At 71.2% G+C, this 17,004-nt stretch carries 14 protein-coding genes; 9 read left to right on the top strand and 5 right to left on the bottom strand.

The window, feature by feature from the left end:
- Nucleotides 1-16 precede the first annotated feature (16 nt).
- The 3 genes from QJ852_09090 to QJ852_09100 all read right to left on the bottom strand — a co-directional run bounded on the left by QJ852_09090 (nt 17) and on the right by QJ852_09100 (nt 4,783).
- Nucleotides 17-2,899: a PKD domain-containing protein gene (locus tag QJ852_09090; GenBank protein WGX98591.1), complete on the bottom strand. Its 2,883-nt coding sequence runs from the start codon at nt 2,897-2,899 to the stop codon at nt 17-19.
- A 142-nt stretch (nt 2,900-3,041) separates the two neighbouring features.
- Nucleotides 3,042-3,860, bottom strand: coding sequence for an ABC transporter permease (locus QJ852_09095; protein ID WGX98592.1), 819 nt, complete (start codon nt 3,858-3,860; stop codon nt 3,042-3,044).
- A complete protein-coding gene (locus QJ852_09100; GenBank protein ID WGX98593.1) occupies nt 3,857-4,783 on the bottom strand; it encodes an ATP-binding cassette domain-containing protein in 927 nt (308 codons plus the stop codon). Before QJ852_09100 ends, QJ852_09095 begins: the two co-directional genes overlap by 4 nt.
- A 120-nt stretch (nt 4,784-4,903) precedes the next feature.
- Between QJ852_09100 and QJ852_09105 the strand changes: the two genes are divergently transcribed.
- Nucleotides 4,904-5,542 carry a DsbA family oxidoreductase gene (locus QJ852_09105; protein WGX98594.1) on the top strand — a complete coding sequence of 213 codons (639 nt, stop codon included), beginning with the start codon at nt 4,904-4,906 and terminating at the stop codon, nt 5,540-5,542.
- A gap of 251 nt (nt 5,543-5,793) precedes the next feature.
- A complete protein-coding gene (locus QJ852_09110; GenBank protein ID WGX99435.1) occupies nt 5,794-6,855 on the top strand; it encodes an IS30 family transposase in 1,062 nt (353 codons plus the stop codon).
- Between the two features lie 56 nt (nt 6,856-6,911).
- Here QJ852_09110 and QJ852_09115 read toward each other — a convergent pair whose 3' ends face one another.
- Nucleotides 6,912-7,364, bottom strand: a complete 453-nt coding sequence (locus tag QJ852_09115) for a MaoC family dehydratase (GenBank protein ID WGX98595.1) — start codon at nt 7,362-7,364, stop codon at nt 6,912-6,914.
- Nucleotides 7,365-7,484: 120 nt separating this feature from the next.
- On the opposite strand from QJ852_09115, the gene QJ852_09120 reads away from it, so the two are divergent.
- From QJ852_09120 to serA, 4 genes are all read left to right on the top strand, one after another.
- Nucleotides 7,485-8,339, top strand: coding sequence for an FTR1 family protein (locus QJ852_09120; GenBank protein WGX98596.1), 855 nt, complete (start codon nt 7,485-7,487; stop codon nt 8,337-8,339).
- A 3-nt stretch (nt 8,340-8,342) separates the two neighbouring features.
- Nucleotides 8,343-9,539: an imelysin family protein gene (locus tag QJ852_09125; GenBank protein WGX98597.1), complete on the top strand. Its 1,197-nt coding sequence runs from the start codon at nt 8,343-8,345 to the stop codon at nt 9,537-9,539.
- Nucleotides 9,536-10,813, top strand: a complete 1,278-nt coding sequence (gene efeB / locus QJ852_09130) for an iron uptake transporter deferrochelatase/peroxidase subunit (GenBank protein WGX99436.1) — start codon at nt 9,536-9,538, stop codon at nt 10,811-10,813. Before QJ852_09125 ends, efeB begins: the two co-directional genes overlap by 4 nt.
- 142 nt (nt 10,814-10,955) lie before the next feature.
- Nucleotides 10,956-12,572 carry a phosphoglycerate dehydrogenase gene (serA, locus tag QJ852_09135; GenBank protein WGX98598.1) on the top strand — a complete coding sequence of 539 codons (1,617 nt, stop codon included), beginning with the start codon at nt 10,956-10,958 and terminating at the stop codon, nt 12,570-12,572.
- A 115-nt stretch (nt 12,573-12,687) separates the two neighbouring features.
- Here the strand turns inward: serA and QJ852_09140 are convergent, their stop codons facing one another.
- The gene (locus tag QJ852_09140) at nt 12,688-14,145 is read right to left on the bottom strand and encodes a PLP-dependent aminotransferase family protein (protein ID WGX98599.1); all 1,458 of its coding nucleotides are present in this window, start codon (nt 14,143-14,145) and stop codon (nt 12,688-12,690) included.
- Between the two features lie 61 nt (nt 14,146-14,206).
- Here QJ852_09140 and QJ852_09145 point away from each other — a divergent pair, with 61 nt between their 5' ends.
- The 3 genes from QJ852_09145 (at nt 14,207) to QJ852_09155 (ending at nt 16,984) form a co-directional block, all read left to right on the top strand.
- Nucleotides 14,207-14,869, top strand: coding sequence for a hypothetical protein (locus tag QJ852_09145; GenBank protein WGX98600.1), 663 nt, complete (start codon nt 14,207-14,209; stop codon nt 14,867-14,869).
- Between the two features lie 195 nt (nt 14,870-15,064).
- Nucleotides 15,065-15,670, top strand: a complete 606-nt coding sequence (locus tag QJ852_09150) for a hypothetical protein (GenBank protein ID WGX98601.1) — start codon at nt 15,065-15,067, stop codon at nt 15,668-15,670.
- An 84-nt stretch (nt 15,671-15,754) separates the two neighbouring features.
- Nucleotides 15,755-16,984, top strand: coding sequence for a toxic anion resistance protein (locus QJ852_09155; GenBank protein WGX98602.1), 1,230 nt, complete (start codon nt 15,755-15,757; stop codon nt 16,982-16,984).
- The last annotated feature ends 20 nt before the right edge of the window (nt 16,985-17,004 follow it).

Raw genomic sequence — 17,004 nt, forward strand, 5'->3', positions numbered from 1 at the left:
TTAGCGCAGGGAGACCTCAGCGCAGGGCGATCGTGACGCTCGCGCCCTTCGCCGCGGCGTCGGCGGTCGCGACCTGATCGCCGAACTGTCCGGCCGCCACCGGTCCGCCGGTGTCGACCACCAGCTGGTCGGTGTGACCGCCGCCGACGCCGATCAGTCGCTGGCGCACGGTGGAGCCCGCCGGCTCGGCGAAGGCCGTCGTGGCCGAGGAGCGGTCGGACCAGACCGTGACCACCCAGCCACCGGGTGAGGTGACCGTCGGACTGCGGTGCGCGGTGGTGGCGGTGGTCTCGCCCGCGGCCGCCAGCGAGGCCACCGGCCCGCCGGGGTCGGTGCCGGCGTAGGCGAGCACGCTCAACGTCGCCTTGACGGCCGTCGTGCCGAAGGCCACGGTCACATTGCGTCCCGGGTCGGAGGCCTCGGCGACCTTCTGCCAGACCACGGTCGTCAGCGCGTCCGTCGTCGCGGGCTGGCCGACCTGGGTCCATCCCGCCGGCGCCGCCGGTACGGCGGTCGTGGCCGCCGAGACGACGGCGAGGAGGCCGTCGCCGGCCTGCACGCTCGCCGGCACGGGCGTGACGATGCTCGTCGCATTGGTGACCCTGCCCGTCGAGTCGCGGTAGGCGACCGGGCTGGTCGCGCCCTCGATGGTCACCGGCTGCGTCGAGGTCCCGGTGCCGCCGTGCTCGTCGGTCACGCTCAGTGTGACCTGGTAGGTCCCGGCCGCGGTGTAGAGGTGGCCGGGCTGCGCGCCCGTGGCCGTGGCTCCGTCCCCGAAGTCCCACGACCAGCCGACGACGGTGCCGTCGGGGTCGCTCGAGCCGCGGCCGTCGAACCCGCAGGTCTGGCCCGAGCACGACGACGTGAACGAGGCCGTCGGCACCTGGTTGGCGAGTGGGCCGAGGAACATCGTTCCACTCGACCAGACGGGGCTGGTGTCGATGCCGGTGCCGGACACGCGGGTCCACGACCCGCCGACCACGCCGTCGGCCACGGGCAGCCGCCAGAGCTGGTTCGTCGACATGCCGGCCCACAGCTGCCCGTCGGCGTACACGAGGTTGCGGACGTCCTGGAGCAGCGGGAAGCTCGACGACGCGACGGTGAACTCCTGCGCGCCGAGGATCATGCTCTCCGGCGAGAACCACCGCCAGAACACCTTCCCCTGCAGCTGGCGGGTGTAGTAGAGCCGCCCGTCGGCGTAGGCCAGCCCGGTCACCGACGACATCTGGCCGTACAGACCGGGCACCCGGCCGCGGTAGGTCTGCGTGCCCCCGCTCGTCGTCACGCTGCTCCACAGCGGGTCGTTGTAGGGGTCGATGACGGTGTCCGGGCCGAAGGCGGCGCCGTCGAAGGTCCGGTAGTGCAGCTTGCCGTCGGTCCACCCGTAGACCAGCTTCGCGCCGATCATGAACGCCCCCCGGGCGTTGTTCCAGCTGCCGGCGCCGGTCGTCGGCACGGTGGACGGCGCGGTCGCCGAGGTGCCGGAGAACTGGCGGGTGGTGACCGTCGTGCCGGAGAGGCGGTAGAGGCTGCGGGGCAGCACCGGGTCGGCTTGGACGACCGGCGCGCTGCCGCCCTCGACGGGGAAGAAGGCGAGCCGCTCGCGGCGGTACTCCCCGTTGCCGACGTACTGCGTGTCGCTGCCGACGTACAGGCCGTTGTCGGTCGCCAGCAGCTCCTCGGCACCGACACCGCGTGGGTGCCGGCCCGGGTTCCACGACAGCGGTACGCCGTTTCGCGGGTCCAGCGCGGCGAGGCCGGGGCGCGGCACCTGGCCGGCCTGCTCGTCGGCTCCGCTCTGGATGGCGTTCATCCACTTCTGGTGCCCGCCGACGTACACGGCGTTGTCGGCGACGGCGACCGAGAGCAGGGAGTCCTGCCCCGTCGCGGCCTGCCAGACCGGCTCGACGGCCTGTCCGGTGACCGCGACGTCGAAGCGCGCGGCCGAGTCGCACAGGGTCCCGTTGTAGCCGGCCCCGCTGGACGCGACCACGAAGTAGGCCCCGTCGGGGGAGAAGTCCACGTCGCGCACGTAGGAGTCGAACGCGTTCTTCTGGCAGGCCGGCGTGTAGCGCAGCGTCTTCCAGTCCGGGTCGACCGACGCGCCGTCCGGCCCCAGCCGGATCAGCATCACCTGGTCGCGGTCGAGGCCGTCGGCGTGCTTGAAGTTGCCGATGGCGACCATCCGGGAGCCGTCCGGGCTGGCGGCCAGCTTCGCGACGCCGACCGGCGCCTTCGCCGTACCGGAGGGCCAGTTGTGGTTGGTGTCGACCGCGATCCGCAGGTAGTCGTCGACCGCACCCGTCGTCGCGTCCAGGGAGGCCAGGCCGGCGCGGGGGAGGGCGGCGACGGTGGTGAAGCTGCCGGCGAGCAGCAACCGGTTGCCGACGAGCGCGATGTCGAGGACGCCCCCGTTGGGGCTGGGGTTCTTGAACGCGGTGACCAGGGCACCGGTGGTCGCGTCGACCTTGATGATGTTGCGCACCTTGGTGGTGCCGGCCAGCTTGAAGGTGCCGGCGACGTAGAGCGCGCTCCCGTCCGCCGACGGGACGAGCGCGTTGACGCTGCCGTCCAGGGCCGGCAGGAAGCCCGGGTCGACGATGCCGGTGAGCCGGTCGTACGCGAAGAGGTACGGCGTCGCCAGCTGTGCGCTCGTGCCCGGGTTCTGGGTGAGGGTGAAGGTGCCGCCCACGAACACCCTGCGCCCCACCTCCGCGATCGCCAGGGTCCGGCCGTCGAGGATGTTCGGGGTGCTCGCTGGGACCGCCGAGGGGATCAGCCGATGGTGCGCGGGCTGGGCCTGGGCGGGTGGCCCGCCGCCGGTGATCAGGGTCAGGGCGGTGGCGACCACGGTCGCCAGGACCGCCAGGCGGAAACGGGTCCGACGGTGTCCGTGCACGGTGCCCCCAGGTGAATCGACCGAGACGACACCCGACGGTGACACGATCCGGCCGCGCGCGACTCACCCATCTTGGGCATCTGACCCCATCGACCCGTCGCGTTTGAACGCGACGGGTCGATGGGATCTCAGGACGTGCGGGCTACTTCACCTCGGAGCGCAGGAGCGCCCGGGTGCCGATCGCCAGGGGCAGGAGCAGCCAGATCGTCGAGGTGACGCCGAGCTGGGCCCACATCTCACCGGTCATGTCGTTGTCGAACAGGCGCATGGTCGCCCAGTTGTGGTCGAACCAGGCGCCGTTCTCCGACCACCACTCCTGAGTGCTGGCGAGAGCGCCGGAGACACCCGGAAGCACCAGGGAGTAGACGAAGTACGACACGATGGCGGCGGGGGAGTTGCGCAGCAGCACGCCGAGCACGAAGCCCATCATCATGCCGATCTCGTTGGCCAGGATGATCTGCGCGAACTCCCCGACATCGACGTTCCAGGTGGGGTCGACGCCGGCGATCGCTGTACCGATGATGTTGCCCAGCGCGCCGACGGCCGCGGCGATGAGCATGGACACCGCGCCGATCAGGACGGTCAGCAGCGCCTTGGCCGCGAGCACGCGGCGACGGCTCGGCACCAGGGTGAAGGTGGTCAGCGCCGTACGTTGGCTCCATTCGCTGGAGACCGTCAGGATCGCGACCAGCGGGAGGATCACGGCCATCGGGAACCCGACGGCCGACGCGAAGGACTCGTAGGTCAGCTCGTCGCGGGGAGCGAAGATGATCGTTGCACTGGTCGCGATCACCGAGAGGATCACGATGCTGGCCATCAGCCAGAAGCCGGAGCGGGTGTCGAACATCTTGCGCAGCTCGACGCGCAGGATCCGCCGGAAGGGTGTGGGGGCGGGGGCCGGACGGGCCCGGGTGGCGGTGGGGGCGACGTCGGTGGCGGCGTCGACGGTGGTGGCGGTCATGCCGCGGCTCCTTCGGTGGTCGAGGTGTGGGTGACGGACTCGCGCTGACTCTCGGCGGTCAGGGCCAGGAACATCTCCTCCAGGCCGGCCCCGTCGGCGGCCCGGAGCTCGGTGACGGCGATGCCGGCCGCGAAGGCGGCCTGGCCGACCCGGGTCAGGTCGGCCTCCGCGAGCACCGCGCCGCCCGACGTCGGGCGCGCGGTGATGCCGGCGGCGCCGAGCGCGGCGGCGAGGGCCGCGCCGTCGCCCGCGCGGACCAGGGTGCCGGCGCCGGCCAGCAGCTCCTCCTTGGTGCCCTGCGCGACGATCCGGCCGTTGCCGATGACGACGAGGTCGTCCGCGATGACCTCGATCTCGTGCAGCAGGTGCGAGGAGAGCAGTACGGTGCCGCCCTGGTCGGCGAAGTCGCGCAGCAGGTCCCGCATCCAGCGGATGCCGGCGGGGTCGAGCCCGTTGGCAGGCTCGTCGAGGATCAGCACCTCGGGGTCGCCGAGCAGTGCGGTGCCGATGCCGAGGCGCTGCCGCATGCCGAGTGAGTAGTTGCGGACCCGGCGGCTGGCCTCGTCGGGCGTCAGGCTGACCCGCTCCAGCATCTCGTCGACCCGGGTGCGGGGCAGGCCCATGGTGAGGGCGGCGATGGTCAGGATCTCCCGCCCGGTGCGCCCGGCGTGCTGGGCCGAGGCGTCCAGCAGGACGCCGACCTCGCGACCCGGGTCGGGCAGGTCGGCGAACCGGCGGCCGAGGATGTGGACCTCGCCCTGCCCGGGCGCGGTCAGGCCGACCATCACCCGCATGGTGGTGGACTTGCCGGCGCCGTTGGGACCGAGGAAGCCGGTGACGCGGCCGGGCCGCGCGGCGAAGGTGACGTCGTCGACGGCGGTGAAGCTGCCGTACGACTTGCTGAGGGACTCGACGGTGATCATGACCCGAAGCCTGTCGCCGCGGCACCCCCCGCCGCTTCGGGCAGATCCCTTGACCCGTCCCTGAGGTCACCCCGACGGCCCCTAGGGGAAGCAATCAGGGGGACGCCGCGTTGGCTCCTCGTGCGTATCGAGATCTGGGCCGACGTCGTGTGTCCGTGGTGCTACATCGGCAAGCGCCGGCTGGAGCGGGCGCTCGCCTCCTTCGAGCATCGCGACGAGGTCGAGGTGGTCTATCGCTCCTACGAGCTCGACCCCTTCGCCCCGGAGGTCGGCACCGAGACCACGGTGCAGGTGCTGGGCCGCAAGTTCGGCAAGGACGAGGCCGCCACCCGGGAGATGATGGCGGGCGTCGACGGGCTCGCCGCGGCGGAGGGGCTGTCCTTCGGGTACGCCGACGCGCTCCACGCCCGCACCCTGACCGCCCACCGCCTGCTCCACCTGGCGCGCGCGGAGGGACGGCAGCACGCGCTGCTCGAGGAGGTGCTGGCGGCGTACTTCAGCCGGGGTGAGTCCGTGGGCGACCACGACGTACTGCGCCGCGCCGCCGTCGCGGCCGGGCTGGACGCCGACCGGGTGGAGCAGGTCCTGGATGGTGACGAGTTCCGCGACGAGGTGATGGCCGACGTCGCCCAGGCGCGGGCGTACGGCTCCAGCGGCGTCCCGTTCTTCGTCCTCGACGGGCGCTTCGGCATCTCCGGCGCCCAGCCCGCCGAGCTGTTCGAGCAGGCGCTGACCCAGGCATGGGAGTCGCGGTCCTGACCTGACTTGTCGGGCATCTCCTGCGCTTGTCCGGCGTTGCAATGGCTTGGGCTCAAGGGGTGAGCGCAACACTTGTCTGTTGATGGGGTGTTGTGATGGGTGCTCGTCGTGGTCGTCCGCGGCTGCCTGTTGAGTTGGAGTACGAGTTCTGGGACGTCGTGCGGGCGGGCTGCTCGATCGAGGAAGCATCTGTGGCTGTCGGCGTGTCGGTCTCAGCGGGCCGGGCGTGGGTCGGTGAGCGTGGCGGGGTGATGCCGCCCGCAACAGCCGGCCCGGGCAGTCGACGGCTGAGCTTCGCCGAACGTGAGGAGATCGCCCTGCTGCGCGCTGAGGGCAGGGGCGTACGAGAGATCGCCCGGACGGTCGGGCGCGACCCAGGCACGATCAGCCGAGAGCTGCGTCGCGTGTCCCACAGCCCCGTGTCCAGTGCGCAACGACGCGCTTATCGGGCCTCGACTGCACAAGGCGATGCCGACGCGCGAGCCAAGCGGCCCAAGACGGCGAAGCTCGCCACGAATCTGCCGCTGCGCCGCGAGGTCCAACAGCGTCTGCGGGAGAATCACAGTCCCGAGCAGATCGCTGCCCGGCTACGCGAGGACTTCCCCGACGATCCGGAGATGTGGGTGTCGCACGAGACGATCTACCAGGCGCTCTACGTGCAGGGCCGCGGAGCGTTGAAGCGGGAACTGGTCAAGTATCTGCGCACCGGTCGGGCGGTCCGCAAACCACACCGACGACCCGATAAGAGGCGTGGCCAGATCCAGGGCATGGTGAACATCGCTGATCGGCCCAAACAGGTCGAGGACCGGGCGGTGCCCGGTGACTGGGAAGGCGATCTGATCCTGGGGTCAACCGAGTCGGGCTCGGCGATCGGGACGCTGGTCGAACGCGCGACCGGGTTCACCATGCTGCTGCACCTGCGCGGCGACCACACTGCCGAAACGGTTGCCGGCGCGATGATCGAGAAGATGCTTGACCTGCCCGAGCAACTTCGTCGCTCGCTGACCTGGGACCAGGGCAGCGAGATGGCCAACCACGCACAGATCGCCGAGGCGACCGGGCTCGACATCTACTTCTGCGACCCGCACTCGCCGTGGCAGCGCGGCACGAACGAGAACACCAATGGGTTGCTGCGTCAGTACTTCCCCAAGGGCACCGACCTGTCGCGGTGGGGACCTGGCTACCTCGACAAGGTCGCAGCCGAGCTCAACGCCCGTCCCCGCAAACGACTCGCCTGGCGCACCCCCGCCGAAGCCCTCGACAAGCTACTGTCCGAGCAATCGAATCCACCTGGTGTTGCGACCACGGCTTGAATTCGCCTGGCCGACAAGTGCAGGAATCGCCGGTCGACCGGCGATTCCTGCAGCCGCTACGGCAGCAGCAGGACCACCGTCTCGGCCACGCAGGCCGGTTTCGGCTCGCCCTCGATCTCGACGGTGTGGTGCACGGTGAGCTGCTTGCCGCTGGCGATGTCGACGACCTCGCCCATCGCGACGTGCAGCCGGATCCGCTTGCCGACCAGCAGTGGTGCCGGGAAGCGGACCTTGTTGACGCCGTAGTTGAGCTTGGCGCCCGGGGTGCGCAGCGTGAACACCTGGCTGCCGAGCCAGGGCACCAGCGAGAGGGTGAGGTAGCCGTGGGCGATGGTGCCGCCGAAGGGGCCCTCCTTGGCGCGCTCGAGGTCGACGTGGATCCACTGGTGGTCGCCGGTCGCGTCGGCGAACTGGTTGACCCGGCGCTGGTCGATGGTGACCCAGTCGCTGGTGCCGAGATCGGTGCCCGCTGCCTCGGTCAGCTCCTCGAACGTCGTGAAAACCCGCATTGGTCTGGCTCCTTCGCACGCTCGGCGATTCCGTGCGTCGACCCTACCGCCGCGGGTGTGACCCAGGTCATGACCGACTGCTAAGGCCAGCCTAAGCAAACAGGCGTACATTGGCCGTTTGTGCTCGCCAACTTCCTGATCGGACTGCGTGAGGGCCTCGAGGCCGCGCTGGTGGTCAGCATCCTGGTGGCCTATCTCGTGAAGTCGGGACGCCGGGAGCTGCTGCCGCGGATCTGGGCGGGCGTCGCGCTGGCGGTGGCGGTCGCGCTCGTCTTCGGCGCCACGCTCACGTTCGGGCCCCGCGGACTGACCTTCGAGGCCCAGGAGGCGATCGGCGGCACCCTGTCCCTGGTCGCCGTGGCCTTCGTGACCTGGATGATCTTCTGGATGTCCGCCGCGGCGCGCGGTCTCGGCACCGAGCTGCGCGGCCAGATCGACCGGGCCGCCGAGGGCGGACGCTGGTCGCTCGTCGTCGTCGCGATGCTCGCCGTGGGCCGCGAGGGCCTCGAGACCGCGCTCTTCCTCTGGGCGGCCACCCAGGCCGGCACCCGCGACACGGCCGGCTCGGTGACGCCGACCTGGGAGCCGCTGCTGGGTGCCCTGCTCGGCATCGTGGTGGCCGTCGCGCTGGGCTACCTGATCTACCGCGGCGCCATCCGGCTCAACCTCACGGTCTTCTTCACCTGGACCGGCGCCTTCCTCATCGTCGTCGCCGGGGGCGTCCTGGCCTACGGCATCCACGACCTCCAGGAGGCAGGCATCCTGCCGGGCCTGCACGACCTGGCGTTCGACGTCTCCGAGGTCATCCCGCCGTCCTCCTGGTACGGCACCCTGCTCAAGGGCGTCTTCAACTTCTCGCCCGCCACGACGAAGCTCGAGGCCCTCGCCTGGGTGCTGTACGTCGTGCCGGTGGGCGTGCTCTTCCTCCTTCGCAACCGCATCGTCCGCCCCACCCCTCAGCCCCAGGAGCACTGATCCATGCGCAAGACCCTGCTCGCCTCGGTGGCGGCCCTGGCCGTCGTCCCCGCCCTCGCCGCCTGCACCGAGAACGCCTCCTCCGGCGGTGACGACGAGGGGGGCGACGCTCGCGCGCTGTCGGTCACCTCGAACGCCGACACCTGCGAGCTGTCGTCGACCGAGGCCCCGGCCGGCACGCTGAGCTTCGACGTCACCAACTCCGGCTCGGACGTCACCGAGTTCTACCTGCTCGGCAGCGACGGCCTGCGCATCGTCGGCGAGGTCGAGAACATCGGTCCGAACCTGACCAAGAAGCTGACCGTCAACGCCCCGGAGGGCGAGTACTTCACCGCCTGCAAGCCGGGCATGGTCGGCGAGGGCATCCGGGCGGCGTTCACCGTCACCCACGCCGAGGACGCGCAGGAGGTGAGCGCCTCTGACCAGGAGCTCATCGACCAGGCGCAGGACAACTACCGCGCCTATGTCCAGGACCAGTCCGCCCAGCTGCTCGCCAAGACCCGCGACTTCACCGAGCTCTACAAGGCCGGGAACGCCGACGACCAGGCCCGCGCGCTCTACCCGGTCGCGCGCGAGCACTGGGAGCGGATCGAGACCGTCGCCGAGTCGTTCGGCGACCTCGACCCGAAGACCGACGCCCGCGAGGCCGACGTCGACGTCGCCGCGGGCGAGGAGTGGACGGGCTGGCACCGGATCGAGAAGGACCTGTGGCCGCAGGACGCGAAGGGGTACGCCGCGCTCACGCCCGCCGAGCGCACGTCCTACGCCGACGACCTGCTCGCCAACACCGAGGAGCTGGACCAGCGGATCCAGGCCACCGGCGAGGACGCGCTGGAGTACTCGATCACCGACATCGCCAACGGCTCCATCGGCCTCCTCGAAGAGGTCGCCAACGGCAAGATCACCGGCGAGGAGGAGGCCTGGTCGCACACCGACCTGTGGGACTTCCAGGCCAACGTCGACGGTGCCCGCGTCGCCTACGAGGGCGTGCAGGGCCTGCTGGAGACCAAGGACGCCGCACTGGCCGAGGAGCTGACCAGCACGTTCGCCGCCCTGCAGGCGGTGCTCGACCAGTACCGCGACGGTGACGGCTTCGTCCTCTACACGGCGCTGACCAAGGACGACACCAAGAAGATGACCGACGCGGTCAACGCCCTGTCCGAGCCGCTCTCGAAGCTCACCGCGGCGGTGACCTCCTGACCGGGAGCTCCCGCGTCAGCAGGCGCGGTCTCCTCGGTGGCGGCCTCAGCGTGGGCGCGGCCGCCGGGGTGGCCGGCGCCTTCGCGGCCGGGCGGCTCACCGCGCCCGACGCGGAGACGAGCGCCGCCCCCGTGGCGTCGTACCCCTTCCACGGGGCGCGGCAGGCGGGCATCGTCACCCCCGCCCAGGATCGGCTGCATTTCGTGGCGCTCGACGTCACGACCGACGACCGCGACCAGCTCGTCGCCCTGCTGACGGCGTGGACCGAGGCTGCGGCGCGGATGACGGCCGGTCGCTCCGCCGGGCCCGTCGGCGCGGTCGACGGCGCGGGCAATGCGCCGCCGGACGACACCGGAGAGGCGCTGGACCTGTCGCCCAGCGGGCTCACCATCACCTTCGGCTTCGGGCCCGGCCTCTTCACCGACGGCGACGGCAACGACAGGTTCGGCCTCGCCGAGCGCCGCCCGGAGGCGCTCGAGCGGCTGCCGCGCTTCTCCGCCGACGTCCTCGACCCCGCGCGCAGCGACGGCGACCTCTGCATCCAGGCCTGCGCCGACGATCCGCAGGTCGCCGTCCACGCGATCCGCAACCTGGTCCGCATCGGGTTCGGTACGACGACCGTGCGCTGGTCCCAGCTCGGCTTCGGCCGGACGTCCACCACCTCGACCAGCCAGTCCACGCCCCGCAACCTGTTCGGGTTCAAGGACGGCACCGCCAACATCAAGGCCGAGGAGGGCGCGGCGCTCGACACCCATGTGTGGGTCGCGGCCGATGACGACCCGGCGGCGGCGTGGCTGGCGGGCGGCTCCTATCTCGTCACCCGGCGGATCAACATGACGATCGAGGTCTGGGACCGGCAGTCGCTGGACGCCCAGGAGCGGTTCGTGGGGCGCACCAAGGGCACCGGGGCGCCGCTGTCGGGCGGCGAGGAGTTCACCGACCCGGACTTCGCGATGGCGGGCAGCGTCGGGCCGATCATCCCGCTCGACGCCCACGTCCGGGTGGTCCATCCCGAGGTCAACGACGGCGTGCGGATCCTGCGCCGCGGCTACAACTTCGTCGACGGCAGCAATGACGTCGGCGGCCTCGACGCCGGCCTGTTCTTCATCGCCTACCTCCGCGACCCGCGCACCCACTTCATCCCGCTCCAGCGGGCGATGTCGTCCTCCGACGCCCTCATGGAGTACCTCCGGTTCACCGGACAGGCGCTGTTCGCGGTGCCTCCCGGCGTCCGCGCGGGGGAGTACGTCGGGCAGGCGCTCTTCGACGCCTGAGGTCCTTCTCGCCGTGACCCCGTGGGCCACCCCGCGTCGCACGGACATGCCTGCGGATCCGTGGCGGGTGGGAGTAGGCTGGCGGCGCCCGCACAGCGCCGTGCACCCGTCTCGATCCGCACATCCTGCGAAGGACCCCGCTGTGACCGCACCGACTGCTGGGACTGCTCCGGCCGCACGCCCCGTCGTCCTCATCGCCGAAGAGCTGAGCCCCGCCACCGTCGAGGCGCTCGGCCCGGACTTCGAGATCCGGCACTGCAACGGCGCCGACCGGGGGGAGCTGTTGGCTGCCGTCGTCGACGTCGACGCGATCCTGGTCCGCTCCGCGACCAAGGTCGACGCGGAGGCACTCGCCGTCGCCAAGCGGCTCAAGGTCGTGGCGCGTGCGGGCGTGGGCCTCGACAACGTCGACGTGAAGGCGGCCACCCAGTCCGGCGTCATGGTGGTCAACGCGCCGACGTCCAACATCATCTCGGCCGCCGAGCTCGCCGTCGCCCTCATGCTCGCCGCCGCCCGCCACGTCTCGCCGGCCCACGCCGCGCTGCGGGGCGGGGAGTGGAAGCGCTCGAAGTACACCGGCATCGAGCTGTTCGAGAAGACCGTCGGCATCGTGGGCCTCGGCCGCATCGGCGTCCTCGTCGCGCAGCGCCTCGCGGCGTTCGGCATGAACGTCATCGCCTACGACCCCTACGTCCAGGCCGGCCGGGCCGCCCAGGTCGGCGTCCGGCTCGTCGACCTCGACACGCTGATGACCGAGTCGGACTTCATGTCGGTCCACCTGCCCAAGACCGCCGAGACCGTCGGACTCATCGACGCCGACGCGCTCGCGAAGGCCAAGCCGTCGCTGGTCCTGGTCAACGCCGCGCGTGGCGGCATCGTCGACGAGGACGCCCTCTACGACGCCCTCAAGACCGGCCGGATCGCGGCGGCCGGTCTCGACGTGTTCGCGAAGGAGCCCTGCACCGACAGCCCGCTCTTCGAGCTCGAGAACGTCGTGGCCACCCCCCACCTCGGCGCCTCCACGGACGAGGCCCAGGAGAAGGCCGGCATCGCGGTCGCCAAGTCGGTCCGGCTCGCCCTCTCCGGCGAGCTGGTGCCCGACGCGGTCAACGTCCAGGGCGGCGTGATCGCCGAGGACGTCCGCCCCGGCATCCCGCTGACCGAGAAGCTCGGCCAGATCTTCACCGCCGTCGCCGGCGAGGTCGCCCAGCAGCTCGACGTCGAGGTCCGCGGCGAGATCGCCGACCACGACGTGAAGGTGCTCGAGCTCGCGGCCCTCAAGGGGGTGTTCGGCAGCGTGGTCGAGGACCAGGTCTCCTACGTCAACGCCCCGCTGCTCGCGGCCGAGCGCGGCATCGCCGTACGCCTCGTCCTGGATGGCGAGAGCGGTGACCACCGCAACCTGATCACGCTGCGCGGCACGCTCGCCGACGGCACCCAGGTGTCGGTGAGCGGCACCCTCGTCGGCATCGCCCAGAAGGAGCGCCTGGTCGAGGTCAACGGCTATATCGTCGACATCGAGCCGACCGAGCACCTGGCGTTCTTCACCTACGTCGACCGGCCCGGCATGGTGGGCACCGTCGGCCAGATCCTCGGCGAGGCGGGCGTCAACATCGCCGGCATGCAGGTCTCCCGGGAGACCAAGGGCGGCGAGGCCCTCGTCGCGCTGTCCGTCGACTCCGCCATCCCCGCCGACGCGCTGGCCCAGATCGAGTCGGCCATCGAGGCGACGTCGATCCGCGCGGTCGATCTCGTCTGAGTTGAGTTGCCCCGAACTCGCCGTTGAGTTGCCCCATCCTCGGGGTCGAGTTGCCGAACTCGACGGCGAGTTTGGGGCAACTCAACGCTGAGGATGGGGCAACTCAACGGAGGGGTCAGGCGACGAGGACCGGCTCGGCGCCTGAGGGTGGGATCGGTGCGCCGCCCCGGTCCGAGGTGACGACCGCCCAGGCATCCGTGATCCGGCGCACCGCCTCCACGAGCTGGGGCGCGGCGGTCGCGTAGGGGAGCCGGAGGTATCGGTCGAGGCCGCCCTCGGGGGCGAAGGACGGCCCGGGGGCGAGGAGTACGCCGTGGCGCTCGGCCTCGGTGGACAGCGCGGTCGCACCGGCGCTGGGAAGGTGGCACCACAGCACCATCCCGCCGCCCGGCATCCGGAACTCCCAGTCGGGCAGGTGCTCGGCGAGCGCGCCGGTCATCGCGTCGCGCTGCTCGCGCAGTCGGGCCCGCTGGCCGCGGACGACGGCGTCGAGGTCGCCGGTCAGCAACCGGGTCAGCACCAGCTGCTCCAGCACAGGGACGCCGAGGTCGAGGCCCACGCGGGCCCGGGTGAGCCGGTCGACGAGTGGGCGGGGCGCCCGGATCCAGCCGAGTCGCAGTCCGCCCCAGATGCTCTTGCTGGCGCTGCCGACGCAGATCGCCTCCGGCGCATAGGCGGCGAACGGCGGTCCGGCCGCCGCGTCGTCGTCGAGCGGCAGCAGGTAGTGCGCCTCGTCGACGACGGCGGTGGCGCCGCTCCGTCCGAGCAGGCGGGCGTACCGCTCCCGGTCGGCCTCGCCCATGACCAGCCCGGTCGGGTTGTGGAAGTCCGGCATCGCGGACACCAGCCGTGGTCGGCGCCGGGCCAGGGTGGCGGCGACGGCGTCGAGGTCCCACCCGTACGGGTCGAGCGCGATCGTGACGATCCGGCCGCCGCCGGCCCGCAGCGCCTGCACAGCGTTGGGGTAGGTCGGCGACTCGACCAGCACCCGGTCCCGGGAGCCCGCCAGCGCGCTGCCGACCACCGCCGTGGCCGCGAGTGCACCGGGTGTGACGATGATCTGCTCGGGTGCGGTCGGCAGTCCGCGCGCGTCGTACGTCGCGGAGATGGCGGCCTGCAGGTCCGGCATGCCGGCGGGGAAGTAGCCGTGGCCGCCGAGATGGGCGGGCAGGTCGGCCGCCGCCTCGGCGTACACCGCCGCGATGCCCGGGGGAGCGGTGGCCGCCGCGCAGACGAGGTCGATCACGCCGTTGCCGACGTCGCTGGGCCACAGCGCCCGGTCCAGTGCCCGGATCCGCCCGCCGGGCAGCCGGGTGAAGGTCCCGGCGCCCTGACGGGCCTCGGCGTAGGCGGAGTCGCGGAGCACGGCGTACGCGCGGGTGACGGTGGTGCGCGAGACGCCGAGCGCCTCGGTCAGGTCGCGCTCGCTGGGCAGCCGAGTGCCGTAGCCGATCCGGCCGTCGCCGATCAGCTCGCGCAGGGCGTCGGCCAGGCCGGCGTAGGCGGGGGAGCGGTCGAACCCCTCGACCAGGGCGGCGAGTCGGGCGGCCGACAGCGACGTGGTCTGCTCCATGCAGACCATTGGATCACGATTGGCTATTTCTCGACAGTCCAATCCAGGTCATCCTGGAGCCATGTCCCTCGCCGCCCCTGCCCCGCGGGTCGCCGTCCAGCTCGCCGACCTCGGCCCGGTCGCCCAGCTCCGGGCCGGCCGCCTGCCCCGCCGCCTCGTCCAGCTGTACGTCGGCCTGTGGCTCTACGGCGTCAGCCTGGCCCTGATGGTGCTCGGCGACATCGGCCTCGCGCCGTGGGACGTGCTGCACTCCGGCTTCGTCCGCCACGTCCCGATCACGCTCGGGCAGGCCGTCGTGCTGTTCAGCTTCGCTGTGCTCGTGCTGTGGATCCCGCTGCGCGAGAAGCCCGGCCTCGGCACCATCTCCAACGCGATCGTGGTCGGCGTCGCGGCGGACGCCACGCTCGCCATGTTCGACGCCCCCGACCACATCGCGGTCCGGATCGCGCTGACGGTCGGCGGCATCCTGCTCTGCGGTCTGGCCACCGCCCTCTACATCGGCGCCCAGCTCGGCCGCGGCCCCCGTGACGGCCTGATGACCGGCCTGGCCCGGCGTACCGGTCTCTCGATCCGGCTGGTCCGCACCGGTATCGAGATCACCGTCGTGGTGATCGGCGTGATCCTCGGCGGCACCCTCGGCCTCGGCACGGTCGTCTACGCCCTCACCATCGGCCCGGTCGCGCAGTGGATGATGCCGTGGTTCATCGTCCGGCTGGAGACCTGACCCACGGGTCCCGTCGGGCGGTGCCATGCTCCGGCCATGTGGATCGAGGTGACCTTCCGATCGCCCACCTACGGCGGTGGTGCGCTCGTGTCGCTGGCGGGGGAGTTCCTGGCCGAGGGCTCCCCGCGGTCGGTGCGGCGATCACGAAGGTCGAGGCCACCCGCTGACCGGTAGGCCGACAATCCTGACTGGGGCGTGCCGCACGAGCGGGAGCGGCAGAAGGGGCCGGCATTGACCGTCCGGCGCCCGGCCGCCCGGGTCGACATCCGCATCGTCAGCGAGCTGTCCGAGTACGACGTCCTCGGTCCCGAGGGCGATGCGGAGGTGTTCGCCGGCGTGGCCCATGAGATCGTCGCGGCGCTCGGCGCGCTCGAACGCCGGGTGAAGCCGGCCGACGACATCGACCTCCCGCAGCTCCTCTCTCACGTCCGGCAGCGGCTCGACCAGCTGCCGGCTACGCACCAGGAGCTGATGTCGACGGTCGAGGCACCGGCCTCCGCGGCCCAGGCGCGGTGGGCCACCACGTCGCCGTGGGAGGCGCTCGACATCGACTGGTCGCTCTACGCTCCCGGAGCCCGGACCCTGCTCGACGACCCCTTCTACTGGGACCCGGCCGACGACGAGGTGCCACACGGCAACGACACCGGCGCCGATCTGCTGGCGAGCTATCTCGAGCAGCGGCCCACCGATGTCATGACGTTCCTCGCGACGGAGGTCGAGGAGATGGGGTTCGGCTCGCTCGCGGAGATCGCGGCGGACGACGAGTACGAGCACGACTTCCTGAGGGCCGGCCTGCGCTGACGCACCCGGGTCCACCCTGACCCGACCCTGAATTGCCCCGCTGGTCCTGCATGAGCCGGGGTCCGGCTGGATAGGCTCGGGGCCATGACCACCGACGGTTCCCAGGCTGCCGCACCTGAGCCCACCCCGCTCGCCCCTCCCGAGCCCGCGATCACGCTGACCGCTCCGGAGGCTCCTGCCCCGGTCGTGGAGACGCAGGCGCCGAAGATGGCCCCCCAGGTCGAGGCGACGATGGTGCCCGAGCTCGACGCGAAGGTCGACAGCTTCCTGACCTCGCTGACGGCGACGAAGGCGGGCAGCCCGGAGTTCGCCAAGCAGGCCGAGAACGTCCGGACCATGGGCGACGCCGACATCCGCAAGGCGGCCGAGACGTCCAACCGGATGCTGGACAAGCCGGTCAACGCGCTCAAGACGGGCGGCATCGCGCAGGGCTCGAACGTCGGCAAGACGCTGCTGGAGCTGCGGCGTACCGTCGAGGACCTCGACCCGGGGCAGGCGACCGGCGTGAAGAAGTGGTGGGACAAGCTGCCCTTCAACGACAAGATCGAGGACTACTTCCGCAAGTACCAGTCCTCGCAGAGCCAGCTCAACGGCATCCTGCACTCCCTGCGCAGTGGCCAGGACGAGCTCACCCGCGACAACGTGGCGCTCAACCTCGAGAAGACCAACCTGTGGTCGGTCATGGGGCGGCTCAACCAGTACATCTACGTCGCGGAGAAGCTCGATGCGAAGCTGTCGGCCAAGATCGCCGAGCTGGAGCTGAGCGACCCCGAGACGGCCAAGTCGCTGTCGCAGGACGTGTTGTTCTACGTCCGGCAGAAGCACCAGGACCTGCTCACCCAGCTCGCGGTGTCGATCCAGGCCTACCTCGCGATCGACATCATCATCAAGAACAACATCGAGCTGATCAAGGGTGTCGACCGGGCCACGACCACGACGATCTCGGCCCTGCGGACGGCGGTCATCGTCGCCCAGGCGCTGAGCAACCAGAAGCTCGTGCTCGACCAGATCAGCGCGCTCAACACGACCACCTCCGCGATGATCCAGCGCACCTCGGAGATGCTCAAGGAGAATTCCGCCGCGATCCAGGAGCAGGCCTCGTCCTCGACGATCGGCCTCGAGCAACTGCAGGCGGCCTTCGCCAACATCTACGCCACCATGGACTCGATCGACGAGTTCAAGCTCAAGGCGCTCGACAACATGTCGACCACCATCGGCGTCCTCGAGAACGAGGTGCAGAAGTCGAAGGCGTACCTCGACCGGGTCCAGCAGCACGACGCGCGCAATGCCGCCGGCACGCTGGACATCGGCTGACCCGAGCAGCGATCGCGGGA

The organism is Nocardioides sp. L-11A, from assembly GCA_029961745.1.
In the GTDB taxonomy this organism is placed as follows: Bacteria; Actinomycetota; Actinomycetes; order Propionibacteriales; family Nocardioidaceae; genus Nocardioides.